The sequence below is a fragment of the Bradyrhizobium sp. 25ACV genome (genome assembly GCF_054863005.1).
The window spans coordinates 71,936-96,106 of the sequence record NZ_JAVAYO010000001.1 but is presented as its reverse complement, the minus strand read 5'-3'; the positions used below and the strand labels follow the sequence as shown (position 1 = coordinate 96,106).

Annotated in this window: 22 protein-coding genes; 11 read left to right on the top strand and 11 right to left on the bottom strand. The window is 65.1% G+C overall.

What is annotated here, in order from left to right; translation table 11 throughout:
* Position 1: 1 nt before the first annotated feature.
* From RAD04_RS00425 to RAD04_RS00375, 11 genes are all read left to right on the top strand, one after another.
* Positions 2 to 751 (top strand): SDR family oxidoreductase, encoded by a 750-nt coding sequence (locus tag RAD04_RS00425; RefSeq protein ID WP_461622178.1) that lies wholly within the window; start codon positions 2 to 4, stop codon positions 749 to 751.
* A complete protein-coding gene (locus RAD04_RS00420) occupies positions 748 to 2,184 on the top strand; it encodes an NAD(P)-binding domain-containing protein (protein WP_461622177.1) in 1,437 nt (478 codons plus the stop codon). Before RAD04_RS00425 ends, RAD04_RS00420 begins: the two co-directional genes overlap by 4 nt.
* Before the next feature lie 118 nt (positions 2,185 to 2,302).
* Positions 2,303 to 3,922, top strand: coding sequence for an ABC transporter substrate-binding protein (locus RAD04_RS00415; protein WP_461622176.1), 1,620 nt, complete (start codon positions 2,303 to 2,305; stop codon positions 3,920 to 3,922).
* Between the two features lie 28 nt (positions 3,923 to 3,950).
* Positions 3,951 to 4,985 (top strand): ABC transporter permease, encoded by a 1,035-nt coding sequence (locus RAD04_RS00410; protein WP_461622175.1) that lies wholly within the window; start codon positions 3,951 to 3,953, stop codon positions 4,983 to 4,985.
* Positions 4,982 to 5,830, top strand: a complete 849-nt coding sequence (locus RAD04_RS00405; RefSeq protein ID WP_018315991.1) for an ABC transporter permease — start codon at positions 4,982 to 4,984, stop codon at positions 5,828 to 5,830. The genes RAD04_RS00410 and RAD04_RS00405 overlap by 4 nt, the downstream gene beginning before the upstream one ends.
* Positions 5,827 to 7,497: a nickel ABC transporter ATP-binding protein NikE gene (gene nikE, locus RAD04_RS00400; protein ID WP_461622174.1), complete on the top strand. Its 1,671-nt coding sequence runs from the start codon at positions 5,827 to 5,829 to the stop codon at positions 7,495 to 7,497. The genes RAD04_RS00405 and nikE overlap by 4 nt, the downstream gene beginning before the upstream one ends.
* Positions 7,498 to 7,638: 141 nt before the next feature.
* Complete coding sequence (locus RAD04_RS00395; protein ID WP_461622173.1) at positions 7,639 to 9,240, top strand: ABC transporter substrate-binding protein; 1,602 nt, start codon at positions 7,639 to 7,641, stop codon at positions 9,238 to 9,240.
* A gap of 17 nt (positions 9,241 to 9,257) precedes the next feature.
* The gene (locus RAD04_RS00390; RefSeq protein WP_152103203.1) at positions 9,258 to 10,199 is read left to right on the top strand and encodes an ABC transporter permease; all 942 of its coding nucleotides are present in this window, start codon (positions 9,258 to 9,260) and stop codon (positions 10,197 to 10,199) included.
* Complete coding sequence (locus RAD04_RS00385) at positions 10,196 to 11,119, top strand: ABC transporter permease (protein WP_461619036.1); 924 nt, start codon at positions 10,196 to 10,198, stop codon at positions 11,117 to 11,119. The genes RAD04_RS00390 and RAD04_RS00385 overlap by 4 nt, the downstream gene beginning before the upstream one ends.
* 15 nt (positions 11,120 to 11,134) lie before the next feature.
* The gene (locus tag RAD04_RS00380; protein ID WP_461622172.1) at positions 11,135 to 12,124 is read left to right on the top strand and encodes an ABC transporter ATP-binding protein; all 990 of its coding nucleotides are present in this window, start codon (positions 11,135 to 11,137) and stop codon (positions 12,122 to 12,124) included.
* The gene (locus RAD04_RS00375) at positions 12,121 to 13,113 is read left to right on the top strand and encodes an ABC transporter ATP-binding protein (protein WP_461622171.1); all 993 of its coding nucleotides are present in this window, start codon (positions 12,121 to 12,123) and stop codon (positions 13,111 to 13,113) included. The genes RAD04_RS00380 and RAD04_RS00375 overlap by 4 nt, the downstream gene beginning before the upstream one ends.
* Positions 13,114 to 13,203: 90 nt before the next feature.
* On the opposite strand, the gene RAD04_RS00370 is transcribed toward RAD04_RS00375, so the two are convergent.
* From RAD04_RS00370 to RAD04_RS00320, 11 genes are all read right to left on the bottom strand, one after another.
* Positions 13,204 to 13,491 (bottom strand): YciI family protein, encoded by a 288-nt coding sequence (locus tag RAD04_RS00370; RefSeq protein WP_461622170.1) that lies wholly within the window; start codon positions 13,489 to 13,491, stop codon positions 13,204 to 13,206.
* Positions 13,492 to 13,564: 73 nt separating this feature from the next.
* Positions 13,565 to 14,539: a sugar ABC transporter substrate-binding protein gene (locus tag RAD04_RS00365; protein ID WP_461622169.1), complete on the bottom strand. Its 975-nt coding sequence runs from the start codon at positions 14,537 to 14,539 to the stop codon at positions 13,565 to 13,567.
* Between the two features lie 44 nt (positions 14,540 to 14,583).
* Complete coding sequence (locus RAD04_RS00360; protein ID WP_461622168.1) at positions 14,584 to 15,561, bottom strand: ABC transporter permease; 978 nt, start codon at positions 15,559 to 15,561, stop codon at positions 14,584 to 14,586.
* Positions 15,558 to 16,508 carry an ABC transporter permease gene (locus RAD04_RS00355; protein ID WP_461622167.1) on the bottom strand — a complete coding sequence of 317 codons (951 nt, stop codon included), beginning with the start codon at positions 16,506 to 16,508 and terminating at the stop codon, positions 15,558 to 15,560. The genes RAD04_RS00360 and RAD04_RS00355 overlap by 4 nt, the downstream gene beginning before the upstream one ends.
* Positions 16,501 to 18,024, bottom strand: coding sequence for a sugar ABC transporter ATP-binding protein (locus RAD04_RS00350; protein ID WP_461622166.1), 1,524 nt, complete (start codon positions 18,022 to 18,024; stop codon positions 16,501 to 16,503). The genes RAD04_RS00355 and RAD04_RS00350 overlap by 8 nt, the downstream gene beginning before the upstream one ends.
* Positions 18,025 to 18,034: 10 nt before the next feature.
* Positions 18,035 to 19,429 carry an FAD-linked oxidase C-terminal domain-containing protein gene (locus RAD04_RS00345; RefSeq protein ID WP_461622165.1) on the bottom strand — a complete coding sequence of 465 codons (1,395 nt, stop codon included), beginning with the start codon at positions 19,427 to 19,429 and terminating at the stop codon, positions 18,035 to 18,037.
* Between the two features lie 58 nt (positions 19,430 to 19,487).
* Positions 19,488 to 20,372, bottom strand: a complete 885-nt coding sequence (locus RAD04_RS00340) for an intradiol ring-cleavage dioxygenase (protein ID WP_461622164.1) — start codon at positions 20,370 to 20,372, stop codon at positions 19,488 to 19,490.
* A gap of 16 nt (positions 20,373 to 20,388) precedes the next feature.
* Complete coding sequence (locus tag RAD04_RS00335; protein ID WP_461622163.1) at positions 20,389 to 21,291, bottom strand: NAD(P)-dependent oxidoreductase; 903 nt, start codon at positions 21,289 to 21,291, stop codon at positions 20,389 to 20,391.
* Positions 21,292 to 21,312: 21 nt separating this feature from the next.
* A complete protein-coding gene (locus RAD04_RS00330; RefSeq protein ID WP_461622162.1) occupies positions 21,313 to 22,677 on the bottom strand; it encodes an amidohydrolase family protein in 1,365 nt (454 codons plus the stop codon).
* A 4-nt stretch (positions 22,678 to 22,681) separates the two neighbouring features.
* Entirely contained in the window at positions 22,682 to 23,761 is a 1,080-nt protein-coding gene (locus tag RAD04_RS00325) for a maleylacetate reductase (protein WP_461622161.1), read from the bottom strand.
* Positions 23,758 to 24,081 carry a Dabb family protein gene (locus tag RAD04_RS00320; RefSeq protein ID WP_018316008.1) on the bottom strand — a complete coding sequence of 108 codons (324 nt, stop codon included), beginning with the start codon at positions 24,079 to 24,081 and terminating at the stop codon, positions 23,758 to 23,760. The genes RAD04_RS00325 and RAD04_RS00320 overlap by 4 nt, the downstream gene beginning before the upstream one ends.
* Positions 24,082 to 24,171: the final 90 nt, after the last annotated feature.

Sequence of the window (24,171 nt, the reverse complement as noted above, 5' to 3'; positions counted from 1 at the left end):
CATGCGGCTGCACGGGCGCACGGCCATCATCACCGGAGCGGGCTCGGGCATCGGCCGGGCCAGCGCAAAGCTGTTCGCGGAGGAGGGCGCGCGTCTCGCTCTGGTCGACCGCGATGCCGCGGGACTTGAAGAGACGTTGCGCTTGGTGGGCGAGGCCGCGACGCATATCGGCGACGTCGGCAAAGCCAGCTTCGCCGAGACCGTCGTCAGCGACATCGTGTCCCGGCACGGCCGGCTCGATATCCTGATGACGGCGGCCGGATTTTCCGTCGGCGGCACGGTGCTGACGACGAGCGTGGACGACTGGGACGCCGTGTTCCGTACCAATGTCGATGGCACCTGGCTGTGGGCGCGGGCCGCAGTGCCGCAGATGCAGCGACAGAGCAGCGGCTCGATCATCACGCTGGCGTCGCAACTTGCGATCGCGGGCGGCAAGGGCAACAGCGCCTACATCGCCGCCAAGGGCGCCATCGTCAGCCTGACGCGCACGATGGCGGTGGATTTCGCCGCGGACGGCATCCGCGTCAACGCGATCGCGCCGGGCGCAATCGATACGCCGATGCTTCGCCGCAGCTTTGCCCGGCACGCCAACGCGGACGAGGTGCGCGAAGCCTCACGCAACCGCCATGCCATGAAGCGGTTCGGTGTGGCCGAGGAGATCGCGCAGACCGCGCTGCATCTGGCGAGCGATGCATCCTCGTTCACGACCGGCACGGTGATGGTGGTCGACGGAGGTTGGCTCGCGGCATGAGTGATGCGCTGACAGAACTCGAAGCGGGCATTCGCGGCGATCTCGCCAGGATCGCGCATCCCGGCGCCGCCTGGCTCGAACCGAAGATGGGCCCGGACGGCAAGCCTGCGCTGGACGTGCTCATCGTCGGCGCCGGCCAGTCCGGCGTGGCCATCGGCTTCGGCCTGATGCGCTCCCGCGTCAGCAACATCCTGCTGCTCGACAAGGCCGCGGAGGGCAAAGAGGGCCCGTGGCTGACCTATGCCCGCATGCCGACCTTGCGCAGCCCGAAGGATTATACGGGGCCCGACCTCGATATCCCGAGCCTGACTTATCAGTCCTGGCATGAAGCTCGCTTCGGCAAGGAGAGCTGGCAGGGGCTTGGCCTGATCGAGCGCGAGCATTGGGCGGACTATCTGCTCTGGCTGCGGCGCACGATCGCGTTGCCGGTGCGCAATGGCTGCGCGCTTCTGAAGATTGCGCCAGCGGCCGACGGCCTGCTGGCTGCCGTCGTGAAAAGTGCCGATGGCGTCGAGACGCTCCATGCGCGCAAGATCGTGCTGGCGACGGGACAGGAGGGCATGGGCGGCTGGATGATCCCGGAGCCGCTGCGCGATTTGCCGGCACGCTCGGTCGCGACCGTCGCCGACGAGATCGATTTCGAAAACCTTCGCGGCAAGCGCGTCGCCGTGATCGGTGCCGGCGCATCAGCGTTCGACAATGCGGCAACCGCGCTGGAGGCAGGCGCGGCCGAAGTGCACCTGCTGTGTCGCCGCGCGCAGATCCAGGTGATCCAGCCCTATCGCTGGCTGACCTTCCGCGGCTTCCTGCGCCACCTCAGCGATCTCGATGATGCCTGGCGTTGGCGCTTCATGCGCACCATCCTCGAAATGCGGGAAGGATTTCCGCAGGCGACCTACGACCGCTGCGCGCGCCACGCCAATTTCACACTGCACGAGGGCGCGCCGATCGAAGCCGCGCGCGCGACCGGAAAAGGCATTGAATTGCACACGCCGCTTGGCGCCATCGCGGCGGACTTCGTCATATGCGGCACCGGTATCGACATGACCTTTGCCGCGCGCGGCGAGCTCAGCCGATTTGCCGGCAATATCGCGACCTGGGCCGACCGTTACCTGCCGCCGGACAACGAGCGCAACGCGCGGCTCGGCCGCTTCCCCTATCTCGCCGACGACTACGCCTTCACCGAGCGCGTGCCGGGTGAGACGCCCTGGATTTCCGACATCCATCTGTTCGCTATCGCCTCGACCATGAGTTTCGGCCCGTCGGGTTCATCGATCAACGCGATGACGACCGCGGTGCCAAAGCTGGTCCACGGCCTGACGCGTAGCCTTTTCCGCGCCGATGTTGCGCGGCACTGGGCCTCGCTCAGCGCCTATGACGTGCCGCAGGCCGTGGTCACGCGGCCAGCGCGAAACAGTGGGGAATTGCGATGATCATCCATGCGCCACCGCGACGAAGCGTCCGCGACAGCGCTCCATGAGACTGGCGCGCAACTTGCTTCTTTCTTAACCTGCCTTGTTGACGTTGTTGTCGAAATCTTGGGGAAAACGAATGCGTTTTGTGTCTTTCAGGCCGGCGTCCTCCGTGCTCGCCGCCACTGCGCTGTTGCTCATCGCCACCGCGCCTTCGCAGGCGCAAACCCGGGCGGAGACGCTGCGCTATGTCACCGGTGCATCCGTCAATACGCTCGATCCCAACATCCCCGGTTCGACGCGCGAGTCCTTCGCACTGAGCATGAGCACGTACGACCGGCTGGTGGCCTTCGGCCGCAAGCAGCTCAACGGCAAATGGGTGTTCGATCTCGACAAGATCACCGGCGAGCTCGCCGAATCCTACGACGTCAGTCCCGACGGGTTGAAGCTCACCTTCCGCCTGCGCAAGGACGCGAAGTTCCAGGACGGCTCGCCGGTCACCGCCGAGGACGTGAAATGGTCGCTCGATCGTTGCGTCACCGCGCCGATCCTCGGCAAGGCGCAGCTGCTCACGGGCTCCCTGACGTCGGCCGATCAGTTCAAGGTGATCGATCCCATCACGATCGAGGTGACGTTGCCGAAGCCCGACAAGCTCGCGCTGCCAAACTTGGCCACCGTCTATCCCATGATCATCAATTCGAAGGTGGCGAAGGAGCACGCCACCGCGGATGATCCCTGGGCCACCGCCTGGCTGAAGGAGCACACCGCCGGCAGCGGCGCTTACATGATCGAGACGTTCAAGCCGGGCGAGCAGGTGATCGTCAAGCGCAACGAGGCCTGGAATCGCGGCTCGCCCGACAAGCCGGCGTTCTTCAAGCGCGTGATCATCCAGTCGGTGCCGGAGCCGGCGACCCGCGCCAATCTGGTCGAGCGTGGCGATGCCGATCTCGTCGTCGATCTCCAGGCCAGCGACGTGCAGTCGTTGGAGGCCAAGGGCAAGTTGAAGGTGATCTCGACGCCGCAATACAATTCGATCACCTTCGTCTCGATGAACAACCAGATCCCGCCCTTCGACAACGTCAATGTCCGCCGCGCCGTCGCCTTTGCGCTGCCCTATGACGACATGTTCAAGGCCGCTCTGTTCGGTCGCGGCGCGCCGCTGTTCGGTGCGAGCTGGCCGGACGGCAAGCCGCTGAACGGGATCTATCCGTTCCAGCAGCCCGTCAAGATCGATCTCGACAAGGCTAGGGAATATCTCAAGGCCGCGGGGCTCCCCGAAGGCTTCTCGACCACCTTCAGCTTCAATGTCGGCCAGGCCTCGACCGCCGAGCCGATGGCGGCGCTGGTCAAGGAGTCGCTCGGCAAGATCGGGATCAAGGTCGACATCCAGAAGCTGCCGGATGCGCAGATGTCGACGCAGATCAACGAGAAGAAGCTGCCCTTCTACACTGAAGGCATCGTCGCCTGGTTACCGTCCACGGACTATTTCTACCGCAACTTCTACACCGGCAATCAGCGCTGGAATTACAGCTCGATCAACAACCCGGACCTTGCCGCGATCGCGCAGGAAGCCCGCTTCGAGCCGGATAAGGCGAAGTACGAGGAAGCAGGCCGCAAGCTCAACGCGATGCACTTCGATCTGATGCCGCAAATCATGCTGTGGCAGCCAAACCAGGATGCGGTGATGGCGTCGTCGATCGAGGGCTACACCTACGAGTTCCACCGCCAGGTCGACTATCGCGATGTCAGCCGCAAGTGATAGCGTCAGACCAAAGGAGCTCTAGAAGGTGAGGACCGGTCTTGGCGCAACGATGGTGCGGGCGGGCAGGCGGCTTCTGTCGTCGCTGCCGGCGCTGTTCGGCGTGCTGGTCTTCACCTTTTTGCTGATGCGCGTCCTGCCCGGTGATCCCGCGGTGTTCTTCGCCTCGGGGCCCAATGCCGGAAAGGAGGAGATCGAGCAGATCCGCAAGCAGATGGGGCTCGACAAATCGGTGCCGGAGCAGCTCGTGTTCTATCTCTCCGACATCGGCCGCGGCAATCTCGGCCGCTCCATGATGACCGGGCAGCCGGTGTTGAAGGATCTGCGCGAGCGGTTGCCGGCCTCGCTCGAGCTCACCTTCACCGCGCTCCTGATTGCACTGATCGCCGCGGTGCCGCTCGGCGTGGTCGCGGCCTTGAGGCCGGGCTCCGTCGTCGATCACGGCGTCCGGCTGTTCTGTGCGCTCGGCGTATGCGTGCCGACCTTCGTGTCAGGCCTGCTGCTGATCTATGTCTTCTACTATCTGCTCGGCCTTGCACCCGATCCGACAGGGCGGATCGACGTCTTCACGTCGCTGCCGCCGCAGCGCACCGGGTTTCTCTCGATCGACTTTCTGCTCGCCGGCGATTTCGAGGGCTGGTGGGCGGCCTGCAAGCAATTGATCCTGCCGGCGGTGAGCATGGCGCTGTTCGTGATCGCACCGCTGGCGCGGATCACGCGTGCCTCGATGCTGGTCTCGCTCGGCAGCGACTTCGTGCGCACCGCGCGCTCGGTCGGGTTGTCGTGGCGCAAGGTGGTCGTGACCTACGCGCTGCGCAATGCGATCCTGCCCGTCATCACCATCGCCGGCATCGTGTTCTCGACCATGCTGGGCGCCAATGTGCTGGTGGAGAAAGTGTTCTCCTGGCCCGGCGTCGCCTCCTACGCGCTCGATGCTCTGCTGTCCTCCGACTATGCGCCGGTGCAGGGCTTTGTGCTGCTGATGGCCAGCCTGTTCGTGCTGGTCAACCTGGTCGTGGACATCTGCTACGGCATTGCCGATCCCAGGGTGTCGATCGGATGACCAGCGCAACCCTCCGCCATTCGGTCTGGATCCTGCGCGGCAACCCGCTCACCGCCGTTGCCGCCACCGGCGTGTTGCTATTCGTGCTGGTCGCGATCTTCGGACCGTGGATCGTGCCTTACGATCCCGTGGCCTCGAATGTCTCGGAGGCATTGCTGCCGCCGAGCGCGGCGCACATCGCCGGCACCGACCAACTCGGACGCGACGTGTTCAGCCGTCTCATCATTGCCGCGCGGCTTGATCTTGCCATTGCGGTCTCCGCCGTCGGCATCTCCTTCGCGATCGGTGCTGTGGTCGGTTCGTTCTGTGGCTATGCCGGTGGTCGGCTCGATCGCGGCGTCGGCCGCTTCGTCGACGTGATGATGGCCTTTCCGCTGTTCGTGCTGGCGATGGCCATGGTCGCAGCCCTCGGCAACCGGATCGAGAACATCGTGATCGCGACCGCGATCATCAATCTTCCCTTTTACATCCGCTTCGCGCGGGCCGAGGTTAATGTCCGCCGGAATGTCGGTTGGGTGGAGGCGGCGCGCGCCTGCGGCGAGAGCCATTTCTCGGTAGTGCTGCGCTTCCTGCTGCCGAACATCCTGCCGGCGATGGCGGTGCAGATCTCGCTCAACCTCGGCTGGGCCATTCTCAACGCCGCGGGCCTGTCCTTCATCGGTCTGGGCGTCAAGCCGCCGACACCCGAATGGGGCATCATGGTCGCGGAAGGTGCCCGCTTCATCTCGACCGGGCGGTGGTGGCTGGTCGCATTTCCGGGGCTGGCGCTGATGATGGCCGTGCTGTGCTTCAATCTCCTTGGGGACGGGATGCGGGACATTCTCGACCCCCGCATGCGCACATGAGCGAGGCGCTGCTCAGCATCGACGACCTCCACGTCGCATTCTCGACGCGCCGCGGCATGGTCGAGGCCGTGCGCGGCGTGACGCTCACGGTCGAGAAGGGCGAGATGCTCGGCCTCGTCGGCGAGAGCGGCTCGGGCAAGTCGGTGACGGGCTTTGCCACGACGCGGCTGCTCGACGCGGCGGGGCGCGTCACCGGCGGCAAGATCCTGTTTCGCGGACAGGACGTGACAAAACTCAGGGGCGACGACCTTCGTCAGCTCCAGGGCGCCGCGATGTCAATGATCTTCCAGAACCCGCGGGCGGCGCTCAATCCGATCCGGGCCATCGGCCTGCAGATCGCGGATGCGATCCTCACCCACAAGCGCATCTCGAAAGAGGCCGCGCGGAGCGAGGCGCTGGACTTGCTGCGCGCCGTGCAGATCCGCGAGCCCGAGGCGCGGATGAACGCCTATCCGCACGAGCTCTCCGGTGGCATGTGCCAGCGCGTCATGATCGCGATCGCGATCTCCTGCAATCCCGCGCTGCTGATCGCGGACGAGCCGACCACCGGCCTCGACGTCACCACGCAGAAGGTGGTGATGGATCTCCTGGCGGATATCGCCGCCGCGCGCGGCATGGCCACGATCCTGATCACGCACGATCTCGGGCTCGCCGCACGCTATTGCCGCCGCATCGCCGTGATGGAACGCGGCCGCATCATCGAGGAGGCGAGTCCCAGGACACTCTTCAGCGCGCCGCAGCACGCTTATACCAGGCGCCTGGTCGCGGCATCGCCGACCGCGACGTCCCGTATTGAAGACCTTGTGACGGAAGAGGAGAGGGAGCGCTACGCGGCTGTCGTCAGCAGGCCCCGAGCGGAACTCGTACACGGCACGCCGCCGCTGCTGGAAGTGCGAAAACTGGCAAAACGCTTCGACCAGGGCTCTGCTGCGGTGGCCGACTTCTCGATGACGATGGCCGGCGGCGAGAGCGTCGGTCTCGTCGGCGAGTCCGGGTCCGGCAAGAGCACGACGTCGCGGATGATCTGCCGCCTGATCGACCCGAGCGAAGGCGACATCGTGTTCGACGGGCATTCGATCGGTCACGTGGCCTCGCGCGACTTTCACCGCTCGCCCTTGCGCAAAGACATCCAGATGGTGTTTCAGGATCCGAACGAGAGCCTCAACCCGCGCTTTACGGCGTTCGATTGTATCGCCCACCCTCTGATGCGGCTCGATGGCATGCGTGCGGGTGAGGCGCTGCGCGAACGGGTCGAGGAATCTGCCGTGCGGGTTGGATTGCCGCTGGATCTGTTGCCGCGGTTTCCGCACCAGCTCTCCGGCGGCCAGAAGGCCCGCGTCGGCATCGCCCGCGCCATCGCCTGCCGGCCGCGGCTCCTGGTGCTGGACGAGCCGACCGCCGCGCTCGACGTCTCGGTGCAGGCGGTTGTGCTGCAACTGCTCGATCGCCTCAGGCGCGAGAACGACATCGCGCTGCTGTTCGTCAGCCACGATCTCAACGTGGTGCGCATGCTCTGCGACCGCACCATCGTGCTGCGCAATGGCGGAATCGTCGAGCAGGGCGAGAGCCGGGCGCTGTTCGACAATCCGAAGACGGACTACACGCGCAAGCTGGTCGAGGCCATCCCGCATATCGAGACCGGCGAGATGCTGGCGGCAGCTCTGTGAGGCCTGGGCCGGTCCAAAAGACGTTGAGATCGCGCTGGCAAGGGTCCGGTCAGTGGCATACCATTTGCACGCCAACGGGTTCTGGTTTCACCTGCTCTTGGCCAACGATGGCCGGCATCACGGCATTACTGGGAGGACTTCATGGATCGCAGGACCGTATTGAAGGGACTGGCTGGCGCGGGCGGTCTGGCATTGACGGGCCTCTCGGCCCCCGCGATCGCGCAAGGCGCTTCAGCCCGCACCCTCCGCTTCGTGCCGCAAGCCAATCTCGCCAATTTCGATCCGATCTGGGGCACGCAATATGTCGTGCGCAATGCCGCCGCGCTGGTCTGGGACACGCTTTACGGCATCGACGCGCAGTTGCAGCCGCAGCGGCAGATGATCGAGTCCGAGGAGACTTCCGACGACGGCAAGACCTGGACGTTCCGCTTGAGGCCCGGTCTCAAGTTCCACGACGGCGAGCCCGTGCTGGCCAAGGACGTCGTTGCGAGCCTGTCGCGCTGGGTTGCGCGCGATCCGATGGGGCTGATGATCATTTCGATCCAGCAGGAATTGACCGCCATCGACGACCGCACCTTCAAATGGGTCTTGAAACAGCCCTTCCCGAAGATGCTCTACGCGCTCGCCAAGAACAACGCGCCGTGCTCCTTCATCATGCCCGAGCGTATCGCCAAGACCGATCCGTTCAAGCAGATCACCGAATATGTCGGCTCGGGTCCGATGAAATTCGCCAAGGGCGAATGGGTCCCCGGCGCCAAGGCTGTGTTCGAGAAATTCGCCGATTACGTGCCGCGGCAGGAGAAGGCCTCCTGGCTTGCCGGCGGCAAGCAGATCCTGGTCGATCGCGTGGAGTGGATCGTGATGCCGGATCCGGCCACCGCGGCGGCCGCATTGCAAAACGGTGAAGTCGACTGGTGGGAGAATCCGATCGCCGATCTCGTGCCCGTGCTGAAGAAGAACAAGAACATCAGCGTCGACATCGGCGATCCCCTCGGCAATATCGGCTCGTTCCGAATGAACCATCTGTTCGCGCCCTTCAACGACGTGCGGGCGCGACGCGCGGTGCTGGTGGCGCTCAGCCAGGAAGATTATATGCGCGCGATCGTCGGCGACGACAACGCATTGTGGAAATCGCTGCCTGGCTTCTTCACGCCGGATACGCCGCTCTACAGCGAGTTGGGCGGCGAGATCCTGAAGGGCAAGCGCGATTTCGACGCGGCCAAGAAGCTGCTGGCCGAAAGCGGCTATTCCGGCCAGCCGGTGACTTGTCTGGTGGCGCAGGATCAGCCGATCACGAAGGCGCAAGGCGACGTCACCGCGGATCTCTTGAAGCGGCTCGGCATGAATGTCGACTTCGTCGCGACCGATTGGGGCACGGTCGGCTCCCGCCGGGCGCAGAAGACCCCGCCCGGGCAGGGCGGCTGGAACATGTTCCACAGCTGGCATGCCGGCGCCGACTGCATCACGCCCGCCGCCTACACCGCCATCCGCGCCAATGGCGAAAAGGCCTGGTTCGGCTGGCCCAATAGTCCGAACACCGAGAAGGAGATCACGACCTGGTTCGACGCCAAGAATCTCGAGGAAGAGAAGGCGGCGATCGGGCGGGTCAACAAGGCGGCGCTCGAGGATGTCGTCTATGCGCCGACCGGGTTCTTCCTGACCTACACGGCCTGGCGCAAGAACGTCTCCGGCATCACCAAGGGGCCGCTGCCGTTCTTCTGGGGCGTGTCGAAGTCTGCATGATCGTGCGTTGAGGCCAGATGCTCTCCTACATCCTCCGTCGCATCGTCGCGACCCTGCCGGTCATGGCAATCGTCGCGCTGTTCGTGTTCAGCCTGCTCTACATTGCGCCGGGTGATCCCGCCGTGGTGATCGCGGGCGACCAGGCGAGCCCGGAGGATGTGGAGCGCATCCGCCAGAGCCTCGGTCTCGATCGTCCCTTCCTGGTCCAGTTCGGAGGCTGGGTCTGGCGCATCCTGCACGGCGATCTCGGCACGTCGATCTTCACCAACCTGCCGGTGTCGGCGATGATCGGACAGCGCCTCGGACCGACGCTGTCGCTGATGATCGTCACGCTGCTGCTCACGATCGTGGTGGCAGTGCCGCTCGGCGTGGTGGCGGCCTGGAAGGCCGGCAGCCTGATCGACCGCGTCATCATGGGCTTTGCCGTGTTCGGCTTCTCGCTGCCTGTCTTCGTGGTCGGCTACATGCTCGCCTACATCTTCGCGCTCGAACTCGAATGGCTGCCGGTGCAGGGCTATACGCCGCTCAACCAAGGCTTCTGGCCGTGGCTCGAGAACCTGATCCTGCCCGCGATCGCGCTCGGCTGCGTCTATATCGCCCTGGTCGCGCGCATCACGCGCGCCGCGATGCTCGAAGTCCTGCAGCAGGACTATATTCGCACTGCCCGTGCCAAGGGCCTCGGGCAGGGCGGCATCCTGTTCATTCACGCGCTGAAGAACGCGGCGGTACCGATCGTCACCGTGATCGGGATCGGCATCGCGCTGCTAATAGGCGGCGCGGTGGTGACCGAGAGCGTGTTCGCGATTCCCGGCCTCGGCCGGCTCACGATCGACGCCATCCTGCGCCGTGACTATCCCGTCATTCAGGGCATCGTCCTGCTGTTCAGCTTCGTCTACGTCCTCGTCAATCTGATGATCGACGTCATTTATACGCTCGTTGACCCGAGGATCCGCTATTGACCGACACGACCGTCAATCCGCAATCGCTCCCGGCCGGCCTCGTCCTTGCGCCACAACTCCCTGAAATCCTGCGGCCGGTCACGATCCGGCGTGGCTTCATCGGGTTCTTGCGTGGCCATCCGACGGTCGCGATCGGCGGCGCGCTGCTGCTGGCGCTCGTCCTGATCGCGATCTTTGCGCCCTATCTCTGGACGGTCGATCCGACAGCGCTCGCCCCCGCCAAGCGCACCCGGGCGCCGTCGGCCGATTTCTGGTTCGGCACCGACGTGCTCGGCCGCGATATCTATTCACGCGTGCTGTTCGGTGCGCGGGTCTCGCTCACGGTCGGCCTGTCGGTCGCGATCTTCGCATCGGTGGCCGGCTTGGCCATCGGCATGGTCTCCGGCTTCATCCGCTGGGCCGACGGCATCCTGATGCGCTTCATGGACGGCTTGATGTCGATCCCGCCGATCCTGCTGGCGATTGCGCTGATGGCGCTCACGCGCGGCAGCGTCGGCAACGTCATCCTCGCCATCACCGTCGCCGAGATCCCGCGCGTCTCGCGCCTCGTACGAAGCGTGGTGCTGTCGCTGCGCGAGCAGCCCTATGTGGATGCCGCGGTCGCCTGCGGCACGCGCACGCCGATGATCATCCTGCGACACATCCTGCCCAATACGCTCGCGCCCATGCTGGTCCAGGCGACCTATATCTGCGCCAGCGCCATGATCACCGAGGCGATCCTGTCCTTCATCGGCGCCGGCACGCCGCCCACCATTCCATCCTGGGGCAACATCATGGCCGAGGGCCGCGCGCTGTGGCAGGTCAAGCCCTACATCGTGTTCTTTCCGGCAGCGTTCCTCTCGGTCACCGTGCTAGCGGTGAATCTGCTCGGCGACGGTCTCCGCGATGCGCTCGATCCGCGCATGGCCAAGCGTCTCTGACCGGGGTTGATCGCGATGGCGCTGCTCGAAGTCGATAACCTCCAGACTCATTTCCGCACCCCTGGCGGCATCAACCGCGCGGTGGACGGGGTGTCCTTCCATGTCAACGAGGGCGAGACGCTCGCTATCGTCGGTGAATCCGGCTGCGGCAAGTCGGTGACGTCGATGTCGCTGATGCGGCTGATCCCGGAGCCGCCGGGCAGGATCGCAGGTGCGATCCGCTTTGCGGGCAGGGACCTGTTGCAACTCTCCGATCGCGAGATGCGCGCGATCCGCGGCAACGACATCTCGATGATCTTTCAGGAGCCGATGACCAGTCTTAATCCGGTTCTGACCGTCGGCCGCCAGATCCGCGAGACGCTGATGATCCATCAGGGCCTGGACAAACAGGCCGCCGAGGCGCAGGCGATCGAGATGTTGATGCTGGTCGGCATCCCCGAGCCGAAACGGCGCGTGCGCGAATATCCGCACCAGCTCTCCGGCGGCATGCGCCAGCGCGTGATGATCGCCATTGCGCTGGCCTGCAATCCCAAGCTTCTCATTGCCGACGAGCCGACCACCGCTCTCGACGTGACGATCCAGGCGCAGATCCTGAAGCTGATGCTGGACCTCAAGCGGCGGGTCGGCGCGGCCATCATCCTGATCACCCACGACCTCGGCGTCGTCGCCGAGATCGCCGAGCGCGTCATGGTGATGTATGCGGGCCGCAAGGTCGAGGAGGCACCGGTCGCGGAACTGTTCCGCTCGCCGCGTCATCCCTACACGCAGGGCCTGTTAGGCGCGGTGCCGCGGCTCGGCTCGTCGCTCACGGGCACGGCAAGACGGCTCGCCGAAATTCCCGGGCAGGTGCCCGATCTCAGAAAGCCGATCACCGGCTGCGTCTTTGCCGGCCGCTGCGCGCTTGCGACCGATCTCTGTCGTCAATATGCGCCGGGGCTCGAAGAGAAGGGCCCTCGTCACGTCGCCGCCTGCCACTACGCGGCCAAGGGAGCCGTCGCGGCATGAGCCCTCCGCTGCTCCAGGTCAACGACCTCAAGAAGCACTTTCCGGTCAAGTCCGGCCTGTTCGGCCGCAAGTCCGAGTTCGTCTATGCGGTCGACGGCGTCTCCTTCGAGATCGCACGCGGCGAGACGCTGTCGCTGGTCGGTGAGTCCGGCTGCGGCAAGTCGACGGTCGGGCGCGCCATTTTGCGGCTGTTCGACATCACCGCAGGCCAGGTCATCCTCGACGGCCAGCGTATCGACGACGCACATCCGGGCACGATGCGCCAGATGCGCCGGCGCGTGCAGGTGGTGTTCCAGGATCCATTCTCCAGCCTCAATCCGCGAATGCGGGTGCGTGACATCCTGGCCGAGCCGATCCGGAATTTCGGCCTCGCCAAATCCGCCGAGGATCTCGAAGTCCGCGTCACCTCCCTGATGGACACCGTGCGCCTGCCGCGCGAGGCGCTGAACCGCCGGCCGCACGAATTCTCCGGCGGCCAGCGCCAGCGCATCGGCATCGCCCGCGCGCTCGCGGCCGAGCCCGAGCTGATCGTGTGCGACGAGGCGGTCTCGGCGCTCGACGTCTCGGTCAAGGCGCAGATCGTCAATTTGCTGCAGGATCTCCAGAGCGAGTTCGGCCTCGCGTTACTGTTCATCAGCCACGACCTCGCGATCGTCGAGCACATGACCCACCGCGTGGCCGTCATGTATCTCGGCAAAATCGTCGAGATAGCGCCGCGCCGAGAGATCTTTGCCGCGCCAAGGCATCCCTACACCAGAGCGCTACTGTCCGCGGTGCCGCTCCCCGAGCCCGGCGCCCAGCGCAATCCCATCATCCTTAGGGGTGACGTGCCGAGCCCGATCAATCCACCGAAGGGATGCCGCTTCCACACCCGCTGTCCGTTGGTGTTCGATCGCTGCCGGCTCGAAGAGCCGGTGCTTCGCGCAGTTGGGACCGAGCAGTGGGTGGCCTGTCATCTCGAAGACGGAGCGACGGCGACGAGCGGCTGAAGGGGGAGATTCGCGCCGGAAATTCGTCAGCAAAAACAACCCCATTCTACTGTGCATGGGGTTGTTTTCGCATTTTTGATTTGGCCGGCCTCAACCCTGCCGGCGCAGGAAGCCCGTGATCGTGACCTTCTCCCAGATGCCGGCCGCGGCAAAGGGATCGGCGCGGTTGAAGGCCTCGACGTCGCCACGGCCCGGCGCCTCGATCAGGAACAGGCTGCCGATCATCGTTTGACCATCGTCGGAGACGAGCGGCCCCGACATCACGATCTTGACGCCGAAGCGCGAGGTGTCGCTCAGGAACGTCTTGTGGGCATCGTAATTGGCAAGCCGGGTCGGCAGCGCGCCGGTGCGGTCGACGGCGTGAATGGCGAACAGCATGGTGGTCTCCGTTTCCTAGCTCAGTTCTTGGGACGGCCGCCGCGACGGCCGTCCGAGATTGTCGTGAATGCGCTTACTTCGCGCTGAGCTTGCCGGCTTCCTCGAAAGTCGGGCAGGTCCGCTGCTCCAGCGGCACGTCGAACGGCCCGAAATTGTCCCTGGTGATGACGGTCGGCTTCAGCACGATCTCGGCGATGACAGGCTGATTGCGCAGGGACCGGATCGCCATCATGGTGCCGAGGCAGCCTTGCGCAAATCCGTTGTAGTCGCCGCTGGCGAGCAGCTTGCCGGACTTGATCGCGTCGATCGCCTCCTTGGTTCCGTTGATGCCGATCACCTGGGCCTTGCGGTTCGCGCCGTCGAGCGCCTCGATCGCACCGACCGCCATGGCGTCGTTGGCCGCCAGCACGCCGTCGATCTGCGAATTCGACTGCATCAGATTCTCCATGACCTGGAGCGCCTGGAGCCGCTGGTAGTTGCCGGGCTGCGAGGCCAGGAGTTTCGCACCGGGGGTCTCCTTCAGCGCGTCGTTGAAGCCGCGGACACGGTCGACATTGGTCAGCGAGCCCTTGACGCCCTCGATGATGACGATGTTGCCCTTGCCGCCCAGCGTCTTGAGCAGGTAGCGCGCGGTCTCCAGGCCAAGGCTGTAATCGTCGGCGCCGACGAAGGACAGGAACTTGCCGCCGGCAGAGCGGTCGGTGATGTTAACGACGGGGATCTTGGCTTCGTTGATCTTCTCGACCCCGGGCACCATCGCCTTGTAGTCGACCGGCGTGAACACGATCGCGCTCGGCTTCTTCACCACCACGTCCTCGATCTGGCTCAGCTGCTCGGGGATGCTGTCGGGCTTGGTCGGGATGTATTGCAGCGTCTTGGCGTTCAGCGTCTTCGCCATGTTGTCGGCGCCGACCCGCACCGTCTGGAAGAACGGGTTGGTCTGGTTTTTGGTGAAGACGGCGATGGTCTCGCCGTCGGCACGCACCTCGCTGGTGAGCGCAGCCGCCATCAGCAGCGGCAGCGCCAGATAGCCCAGTTTCTGTCTCATATTGCCTCCATCCCTCGTTTTGCTTGTTGGATATCGAAAAACACTTACTGCGCGCGGCGGCGGGTCTTCATGTCGAGCCAGACCGCGAGAATGACGATGATGCCTGTCACCAACGGCTGCCAGTTGGCGCTGACCGAGAGCAGGTTCATGCCGTTCAGCACCAGCGTCAGGATCAGCGCGCCGATGAAGGTGCCGAACACGGTGCCGACGCCGCCGAACAGCGAGGTGCCGCCGATCAGCACGGCCGCGATCGCCGGCAGCGTCAGGCTTTCGCCGATGTCGGCCTCGGCCGAATTGAGCCGCGACAGGAAGATGATCGATGCAAGTCCCGCCATGGTGCCCGAAACCGCATAGACCAGCAGCAGGCGGCGCGCGACGGGAATGCCTGATAGCCGCGCCGCGACCGGATTGGCGCCGATCGCATAGATCTCCTGGCCCCAGATCGTCCGCTGCGCAAACAGTGTCCCGATCCCGAGGAACACCAGCAGCAGATAGACCGGGATGGGAAGGCCGAACAGATAGCCGCTACCGATCTGGCGGAAGCCTGCCGGGAAACCGTGAAGGGTCTCGCCCGCCATGTACCAATAGGTGAGGCCGTTCAGCACCCAGAGCATGCCATAGGTGGCGATGAAGGAGGGGATGCGCAGCGCGGTGACCATGATGCCGTTGAGCAGGCCAACGATGCCGCCGCAGGCAAGCCCGGTGAGGATACCGAGCGCGGGCGAACCGGTCTTGTGGATCACGGTGCCGGCGATGCAGGCCGATAGCGCAACATTGGCGCCGACGGAGAGATCAAGGCCGGCCGTCAGCACCACCAGCGTCAGGCCGGAGGCGATGAAGAAGGTCAGGCTCGCCTGCCGGAGCACGTTGAGGATGTTGCCGAGACTCAGGAAGGAGTCGCTGAGCACGGCGAGCACCGCGCAGATCAAGAGGGCTGCGAGCAGGCGATAGAACATCTGGATCGCATCCTGCGACAGGAAGGAACGGGGCGGCATCATCGCCTCTTTGGTGATATCGGTCATGCGCGGCTCCTGAGGCCATCGAGGAACAGCGCGACGATGACGAGGACGCCGACGCTTGCGACCTGCACCGAGGACGGCAGCGAGATCAGGTTCAACCCGTTACGCAACACGCCGACCGAGAGGACGCCGAGCAGGGTGCCGAGCAGCCAGCCATTGCCGCGCTCGAACGAGGTGCCGCCGACGGCAACGGCGGCGATGGCGTCGAATTCAAGTCCGAGACCGGCGGTGGGGTGGCCGGAATTCATCCGCGCGGTCATCAACAGGCCCGCGATGCCCGCCATGGCGCCGCCGATCGCGTAGACCGCGATCAAGAGCCGGTTCGGCGAGAGCCCAGCATAGCGCAGCGCCTCGCGGTTGCCGCCGAGTGCGAAAATGTAGGTGCCGAAGCGGGTATGATAGAGCAGGCCGTGAAACGCGGCGTAAGTCACGAGCGCCATCACGATCGGCACGGGCACGCCCAGCAGCGTCGCCGAATAGATGTCGCGGACGCTGTGGGGGATGCCGACCACGCTCTGGCCGTCGCTGACGATCAGCGACAGGCCCTGCGCCATGCCGAGCGTACCGAGCGTGGCAACGAAGGGAGGAATGCCCAGGATCGCCACTAGCCAGCCGTTGGCGACGCCGAAGGCCGCGCCGACCAGCAGGCCGGCGCCTAAACCGAGCAGCATCGATTTGGTCGCGAGCGACACGATCGCGACGCAGAGGGATGTGAGGGTCAGCACTGCGCCCATCGACAGGTCCAGCCCCTCGGTCATGATGATCAGCGTCATCGGCAGCGCGAGCATGGTCAGGATGGTCGACTGCACCAGCACGTTGGAGAGGTTGGCGACCGACAGGAAGCCGGGGGCGATCGCGCTGAACAGCGTGATCAGGAGCACCAGCACGATGGCAACGCCGGGAATGCGTTGCAACGGATTGGGCTGTGAAACGACCGCGGCCTCACGCATGATGCATCCCCAGTCGCACGATGTTCTCCTCGGTCAGTTCGTTGCGGTTCAGATGGCCGGCGATGCGCCCCTCGCGCATCACATAGGCGCGGTCGCAGACATGGCAGATCTCGACCTGCTCGGACGAGATCATCAATGCCGCCGCGCCTTCCGCGACCAGGCGGTCGATCAGCGCAAAAATCTCAGACTTGGCGCCGATGTCGATGCCGCGCGTCGGCTCGTCGAAGATGAAGAGCTTTGAGCCGGCCGCTAGCCATTTGCCGATCACGACCTTCTGCTGGTTGCCGCCCGAGAGCAGGCCGACGGTTTGGCGGGCGCTGGGCGTCGCAATGCGCAGCTGCCGGATTAGACCATCGGAGGTGCGCTGCGCACCGCGCTGGTCGAACAGCCCGCTCGGGAACAGTTTTCGCAGCGCCGACACCACGAGATTGTCGCTCACCGAGCGCAATAGCGCGAGGCCTTCGCTCTTGCGGCTCTCTGGGATCAGCGCGATGCCGCGGCGGGCGGCAAGGTCCGGCTCGCCGGAAATGGTCTTGCCGTCGAAGATGATTTCGCCGGCGCTGACGGGATCGGCGCCGAAGATGGCGCGTGCGACTTCGCTGCGGCCGGAGCCGACCAGGCCACACAGGCCGACGATCTCGCCCCGGCGCACCTCGATGTTGATGTCGGAGATGCCGGTCGAGGCGGTCAGGCCCTTGACCTCGAGCAGCAGCTCGCCGGGCTTGTCGGCAAAGTTGCGCGGATAGGTCATGTCGACGTTGCGGCCGACCATCATGCGGACGAGCTGGTCCGGCGTGACGTCGGCGGGCCGGACGCCGTCGATGCGGCGGCCGTCGCGCAGAACGGTGATGCGATCGCCGAGTGCGAACACTTCGGCCATGCGGTGCGAGATGTAGACGATCGAGACGCCGTCGGCCTTCAGCCGTGCGATCAGGGCAAACAGCAGCTCGGTCTCGCGGTCGGACAGCGCGGCGGTCGGCTCGTCCATGACGAGGATGCGGGCGTCCTGGCTGATCGCCTTGGCGATCTCGACCATCTGCTGCTGCGCGACGCCGAGCTTATCGACGATGGTGGAGGGATCGATGTCGAAGCCGATGGTGTCGAGCACGCGCTTTGCGTCGGCCAGGATCTTGCGGCGGTCGATGGTGCCGGGGATGTGGCCTTTCGGCTCGCGGCCGAGGAAGATGTTCTGTGCGATATCGAGATAGGGGACCAGCGAGAATTCCTGGAAGATCACGGCAATGCCGAGCTTCTGCGCATCTGCCGTCGAGGAGATCGCGACCTTCTCGCCCTTGTAGTAGAACTCGCCGGCGTCGGCGCGGTAGGCGCCGCACAGCACCTTCATCAGGCTCGACTTGCCGGCGCCGTTTTCGCCCAGCAGCATGTGGACTTCGCCGGGGAAGACGGCAAAGGACACGTCATCCAGCGCCTTGACGCCGGGAAACTCCTTGCTGATGCCGCGCAGCTCCAGCAGCGGGGTGGGCGAGGTGACCTCGATCGGAAGCGCGTCGCTCATGCCTTGTCACTCATGCCTTGGCTCCGCTCGCAAAGATCTTTCCGGGGTTCATCAGACCATTCGGATCGAGCGCGGTCTTGATGGATCGCATCACATCGACGGCTTCGCCGAGCTCGTCGGTGAGATAGTCGATCTTGCCGAGCCCGATGCCATGCTCGCCGGTGCAGCTGCCGTCCATGGCGATGGCGCGGGCGACCATGCGGGCCTGAAGCGCCTTGGCGCCTTCGGCCTCCTCCGGCTTTGTCGGATCGATCAGGATCAGCATGTGGAAATTGCCGTCGCCGACATGGCCGACGATCGGCGCGGTGAAGCCGTGCTCGTCGGCGTCGCGCCGCGTCTCGGTGAGGCATTCCGCCAGCCGCGAGATCGGCACACAGACATCGGTGATCACGGCGCGCGCGCCGGGCCGGAGGCCGAGGCCGGCATAGAGCGTGTTGTCGCGGGCGTGCCAGAGCCGGCTGCGGTCTTCCTGTGCCTTGGCCCAGGCAAAGCCATGGCCGCCATGGTCGGCCGCGATCGCCTGTGCCGCCTCGGCCTGCTCGGCGACGGATGTCTCGGAGCCGTGGAATTCGAAGAACAGGGTGGGTGCTTCGCGGTAGCCGAGCTTGGCGTAGGCATTGATGCCGCGCATCATGACGTCGTCGAGAAGCTCGATGCGCGCCACGGGGATCGCGGACTGGATCACGGAGATCGCGGTATCGACGGCGTCGTGCAGAGCGTCGAAGCTGCAGACCGCGGCCGAGATCGCCTGCGGAACGGGATGCACCTTCAGCGTGATCTCGGTGATGATTCCGAGCGTGCCCTCCGCGCCGACGAACATGCGAGTGAGGTCATAACCGGCGGCCGACTTCCGCGCACGCTTCGCGGTCCGGATCACGCGGCCGTCGGCCAGCACCACCTCCAGCGCCATGACATTGTCCTTCATCGTGCCGTAGCGCACCGCCATAGTGCCGGAGGCGCGCGTGGAGGTCATGCCGCCAATCGAGGCGTCGGCGCCGGGGTCGATCGGGAAGAACAGGCCGGTATTGCGCAGCTCCGCATTCAGCTGCTTGCGGGTGATGCCGGGCTGCACCACGACATCCATGTCGCTGTCGTGCACGCTGAGCACCTTGTTCATGCGCGCGAAGTCGAAGCAGACGCCGCCCGCGACCGAGGCCGCATTGCCTTCGAGCGAGGTGCCGGCGCCGAACGGGACGATCGGCATGCCCGCGCTCGCGCACAGCTTGACGATCTCCGCGACCTCCTGCGTGGTCTCAGGGAAGACGACGATGTCAGGCGGCAAATTGCGATAATGCGACTCGCTCTGCCCGTGCTGATCGAGTACGCCGCGCGCAACGCTCGCGCGCGGGCCGATCATGCCCGTGAGGCGCTCGGCCAAGATGCTCGTGCTGACCCGCGGTCCCATCCTCAGCTCCCGTCTGCTCCCTGTTGCCGGACTCTTGCTGGTCCGTCGCCGCTCTAGCTTAAGCGGCTCTTGCGTTGCTCGCGACCTGCTTCAGGCCGAAATCATAGTTGAGATGGAAATACTCGCTGTCCACCATGCGACCATCCGGCGCACGGCCGGCCGGATGCCTGGTGAATTCGCGGATCAGGCCGTCTTTGACGCCGAACACGACGTCCGAGTCGAGATACTGGTCGCCGGCGACGAACACGTGTGTCACGAGCTGCTCGAAGCCGGGCGCGGAAATCATGAAATGCACATGCGCGGGGCGCCAGGGATGGCGGCCCTGCGCCTCCAGCATCTCGCCGACCGGGCCGTCATGCGGAACGGGATAGGCGGCCGGCTTGATCGACCAGAAATGGAATCTGCCGTTGGCGTCGGTGTGGAAGCGCGCGCGCATCGCGAGATCGCCAATGGCGTCGAGCTGCTGCACGTCGTAATAGCCGTCATCGTCGGAGTGCCAGACGTCGACGACGGCACCCACGAGCGGCTTGCCGTCGACGGTCGACACCGAGCCGGTGACCAGCATCGGATCGCCCTCCATCGGACCGGAGATATCCGCGCCGCTGTCCTTCTCCGGTGCGGCCTGGACGAAGAACGGGCCGAGCACCGTGGTCTCGGTCGCGCCTTCCGGCACCGGATGGTTGATCGCATCGACCAGCATGGAGACGCCGAGCGTGTCCGACAGGAGAATGAACTCCTGGCGCTTGTCGTTGCACATGTGGCCGGTGCGGGTCAGATAATCGATGCCGTATTCCCATTCCTTTTGGGTCGGACGGATCTCGCGGACGAAGGCATGAAGGTGGCGCACCAGCGCTTCGCTGACCTGCTTGATGCGCGGATCGGTTGCGTCCTTGATCCGCTCCAGCACGGCGTCGGTGATCGTGTTCTCGTTGAAATTGCGCATATGTGCCTTCCGCCGATCAGAGTTTGGGCTCGCCGAGCCCGGACAACCGTTCGAGGTGCTTGACCGTCGCGATGAAGTCGGTGTCGCCGTCGCCTTGCGCGACCAGCGAGCCATAGGTCTCGCGCACTTGCGCCGCCAGCTGCAACGGCACGCCGACGGCATGTCCGGCCCCCAGGATTAGGTCGAGATCCTTGGCCATCTGCTTGCACGAGAAGGTCGACTCGAAATCGCGGGTTCGCAGCGGCGCGGTCTTGTATTTCACCATCGGCGAGGCAACCGCGCTGTCGTCGAGCACCTTCAAGATGTCCTGCCAGGCGATGCCGCCCTTGCGCGCCAGCGCCAGGCTCTCGGCCATCATCGCGGCCGACACCGCGATCATCAGATTGACCGAGAGTTTTGCGTAACGGGCTTCCTCAGCTGGTCCAAGATAGGTCTGCGCGCGGGTGAAGGCGGCGAACAGCGGCTTTGCATTTTCGAAGGCGTCTTTCGGCCCCGAGACGAAGCAGGTCAAGGCGCCGGTATGAACGATGCTGGCATTGCCGGAGACCGGTGTTCGCAGATAGGCAATCCCGCGGGCGTGTGCCGCGGCGGCAACTTGAGTGGAAGCCTCAACACTGACAGTGCTGGTTTCGATCAAAATGGCGCCCGGCGCCATCGCGGCGATGACGCCGGTGGGGCCGAGCAGGGCGCCGTGCAACGCGACGTCGTCGGGCAGGGACGTGATGACAGCGGCCTTGCCGGCCACGGCCTCGGCCAGCGATGCGGCGATCGCAATACCTTGCGCGCGTGCCTCGTTGATCCGCCCCGCGCTCTGGTCGAATGCCGTGACGGCAAAACCGGCCTTGGCGACGAGCGTCGACATCGGCAACCCCATCTTGCCGATCCCGATGAAAGCGACGTTTTTCGAGGTATCTGTCATTGTTGTTATCCATTGGCGCCTTCAGGCGGCACGTCCCTGTCGTTCGATGTCCTGCACCAGCCGCCGGCCGGATTGCGCCAGCAGCTCTTTCTTGGTCTCCAACCCCTCAGCCAGCAGTCGGCCGTTCCGTTTCTTCCACGCGCCGCCGATCATGACGGCCTCGATATTAGCCAGGCTCGTCTGCATCACGACGGTGGCGACGGGATCATGAACGGGGACAAGGTTGAGATCGGAGGCGTTGATGATGACGAGATCGGCGAGCTTGCCTGGCGTCAGCGAGCCGATCTGGTGCTCGCAGCCGAGCATGCGGGCGCCTTCCGTCGTGATCCAGCGCAGCGCCTCGCGCACGGGAATCGTGGTCGTTGCGGGGATGGTGCCGCTGGTCTTGCGGGACTCCGCGTTGTCGAGCGCCCGTTGCATCGAGAGCGCAACGCGCGCCGCGGAGAAGAGATCGCCGGCCAACACGGATTCCAGATCGATCCCAATGGTAGGCCGAACGCCACGCTTGAGCAGCCGCCCGGTGATTGGAAAACCGTGGCCCTGGATCATCTCGTTCTCCGGCGTCACCGAGAACGATACGCCGAGATCGACGAGACGATCGAGCAGATCGTCGGGCAGATCATTGCCATGGACGATGTTGATGCCAGCGCCGATGAGGCCGGCCTCGATCAGCTTCTCCCAGCCGCCCGGCGTCTTGGCCGGTCCGCCGCCCTGATGCATCGATGCGATCAGCTTGTGCTCCCGCGCCAGGCGGAAATCCTGCATGGCAACGTCGAGGGTCGAATAATGCGGGCCGAGGATCGCAAGGCCCAGCGTGACGAGGCCGTCGCGGTCGGCGAGGGGACCCGCGAGCAGCCGTTCGACCTCGCGGCGCGGATGCGGCACTTCCGAGAAATGCGGCTCGCCGGGCTTTGGCTCAGGCTTTGGCGAGCCATGGAAGAACGCGGCGCGAATGCCGCTCTCGATCAGGCCGCGCACGGCGGCGTCGGTATGATCGGGGGTCGGATTGTTGTGGCACCAGTCAACGAGCGTGGTGGTGCCGCAATTGATTTGGTTCTGTGCGCCGACCAGCGTCGCGATATGGATATCCTCGGGCCGGAACACGGTGGCCAGCCCGGCATGCATGCGGCGGAAATATTCGAGCAGTGTCCAGTTCGCGGCATAGCCGCGCAAGCCGGTCTGCCAGGTGTGCATATGCGCGTTGATCAGGCCGGGGATGACGATGCGATCCTTTCCGTCGATGATCTCCGTGTCGGCTGCGACATCGATCGATGGTCGCACCTCGAGGATCCGGTTGCCCTCGACCAGCACGTCGCCGGTGCCGAGGTCGCCGATCGCGTCATCCATGCTGATGACGGTCGCGGATCTGATCAGCGTGCGCCGCATGGTCTCACGCCGCCGTTTTGACAGCGCCCGGCGGCTCGCCGGCCCAGGCGCGTGCGATCAGGTCGCGGATGGCGCCGCGCTCGAGCGGGCGCGGATTCCAGTAGGCGTTGGTGACGGCAAGATCAGCCGCCTTGTCGATGCCGCTCTCGGGCATGCCGATATCGCGCAGCGCCGTCTTCGCACCCAGCCGCTTCGCAAGTTCGAAAAGTCCCTGCGATGCATCGGCGGCGCCGATTGCGCGCGAGATGCGTGCCATCGCGTCGGGCGCGGCTGGCGCGTTGTAGGCGAGCGCATGCGGCAGCACGATGGTGTGAGTCTCGGCGTGCGGCAGATCGAAGGTTCCGCCGAGAGTGTGGCAGAGCTTGTGATGCAGCGCCATGCCGACGGTGCCCAGGCAAACACCGCACAGCCAAGCGCCATAGAGCGCTTCGGTGCGAGCTTCGCGGTCGTCGCTTTTGGCGGCGATGGCGGGCAGGGCGCGGGCCAGTGCGCGGATGCCTTCTTCCGCCATCAGCGACGTCACGGGATTGGTGTCGCGCGCGTAAAGCGCTTCCACCGCGTGGGCGATCGCGTTGATGCCCGATGTCGCGGCGAGACCCGCCGGCAGCGTCGAGGTGAGATCGACATCGTAGATCACGGTCTCCGGCAGGATAGCCGCATCGCGCACCGTGGTCTTCAGGCCGTTCTCGGTCTGGCCGACGATCGGCGTCATCTCCGAGCCGGCATAGGTGGTGGGAATGCAGAGCTGGTTGATTCCGGTGCGCAAGGCCAGCGCTTTGCCAAGGCCAGTGGTCGAGCCGCCGCCGAGCGAGACGACGCAGTCAGCCTCGCACGCCTTCATCGCCGCGAGCGCACGCTCCGTGACCTCGACCGGCGTGTGCATGGTGGCGCCGGGAAAGATGCCGGCATAGAGCGAGCCGAGCGCCGCCCCAAGGCTCTTGCCCTGCGCCTCCTGCTGCGGTGTCGTCAGCACAAGCGCGCGCTTGCCGCCGAGCCGTTCGACCTCGGCCTTGGCGCTAGCCAACGTTCCGCTGCCGAACACGACGCGGCAGGGCAGGTTTTCAAAGGTGAACGAACCGATCATGCGCCGGTCTCTTTGATGGGATAATCGACCTGGAAGCGCCCGATCCGCAAGTCGCCCAGCGCCTCGCGCACGCGCAGATGTTCCGGATGGTTGGCATAGGCCGAGAGCGCGGCCTGGTCGGTAAATTCGGAGAACAAAACGACGTCGCAGGCGTAATCCACCGCGCTGACATCAACGCCGACCTCGATATGGGTGAGGCCGTCGATCCTGCCCTTGAGGCCTTCGAACAAGGTCTTGACCTTGACCCGGGCGGCGGAGCGCTCCTCGGGGCTTTCCCCGCGCAACCGCCACATCACGATGTGCCTGATCGGGCCCGACATTTCCTGATTTCCTCGCCTGCGATTATGTCTCGTTGCGGCTATTTTGCCTTGCAAAAAACGGAAATAAAGGCCAAAATTTGTAAGTCTCTT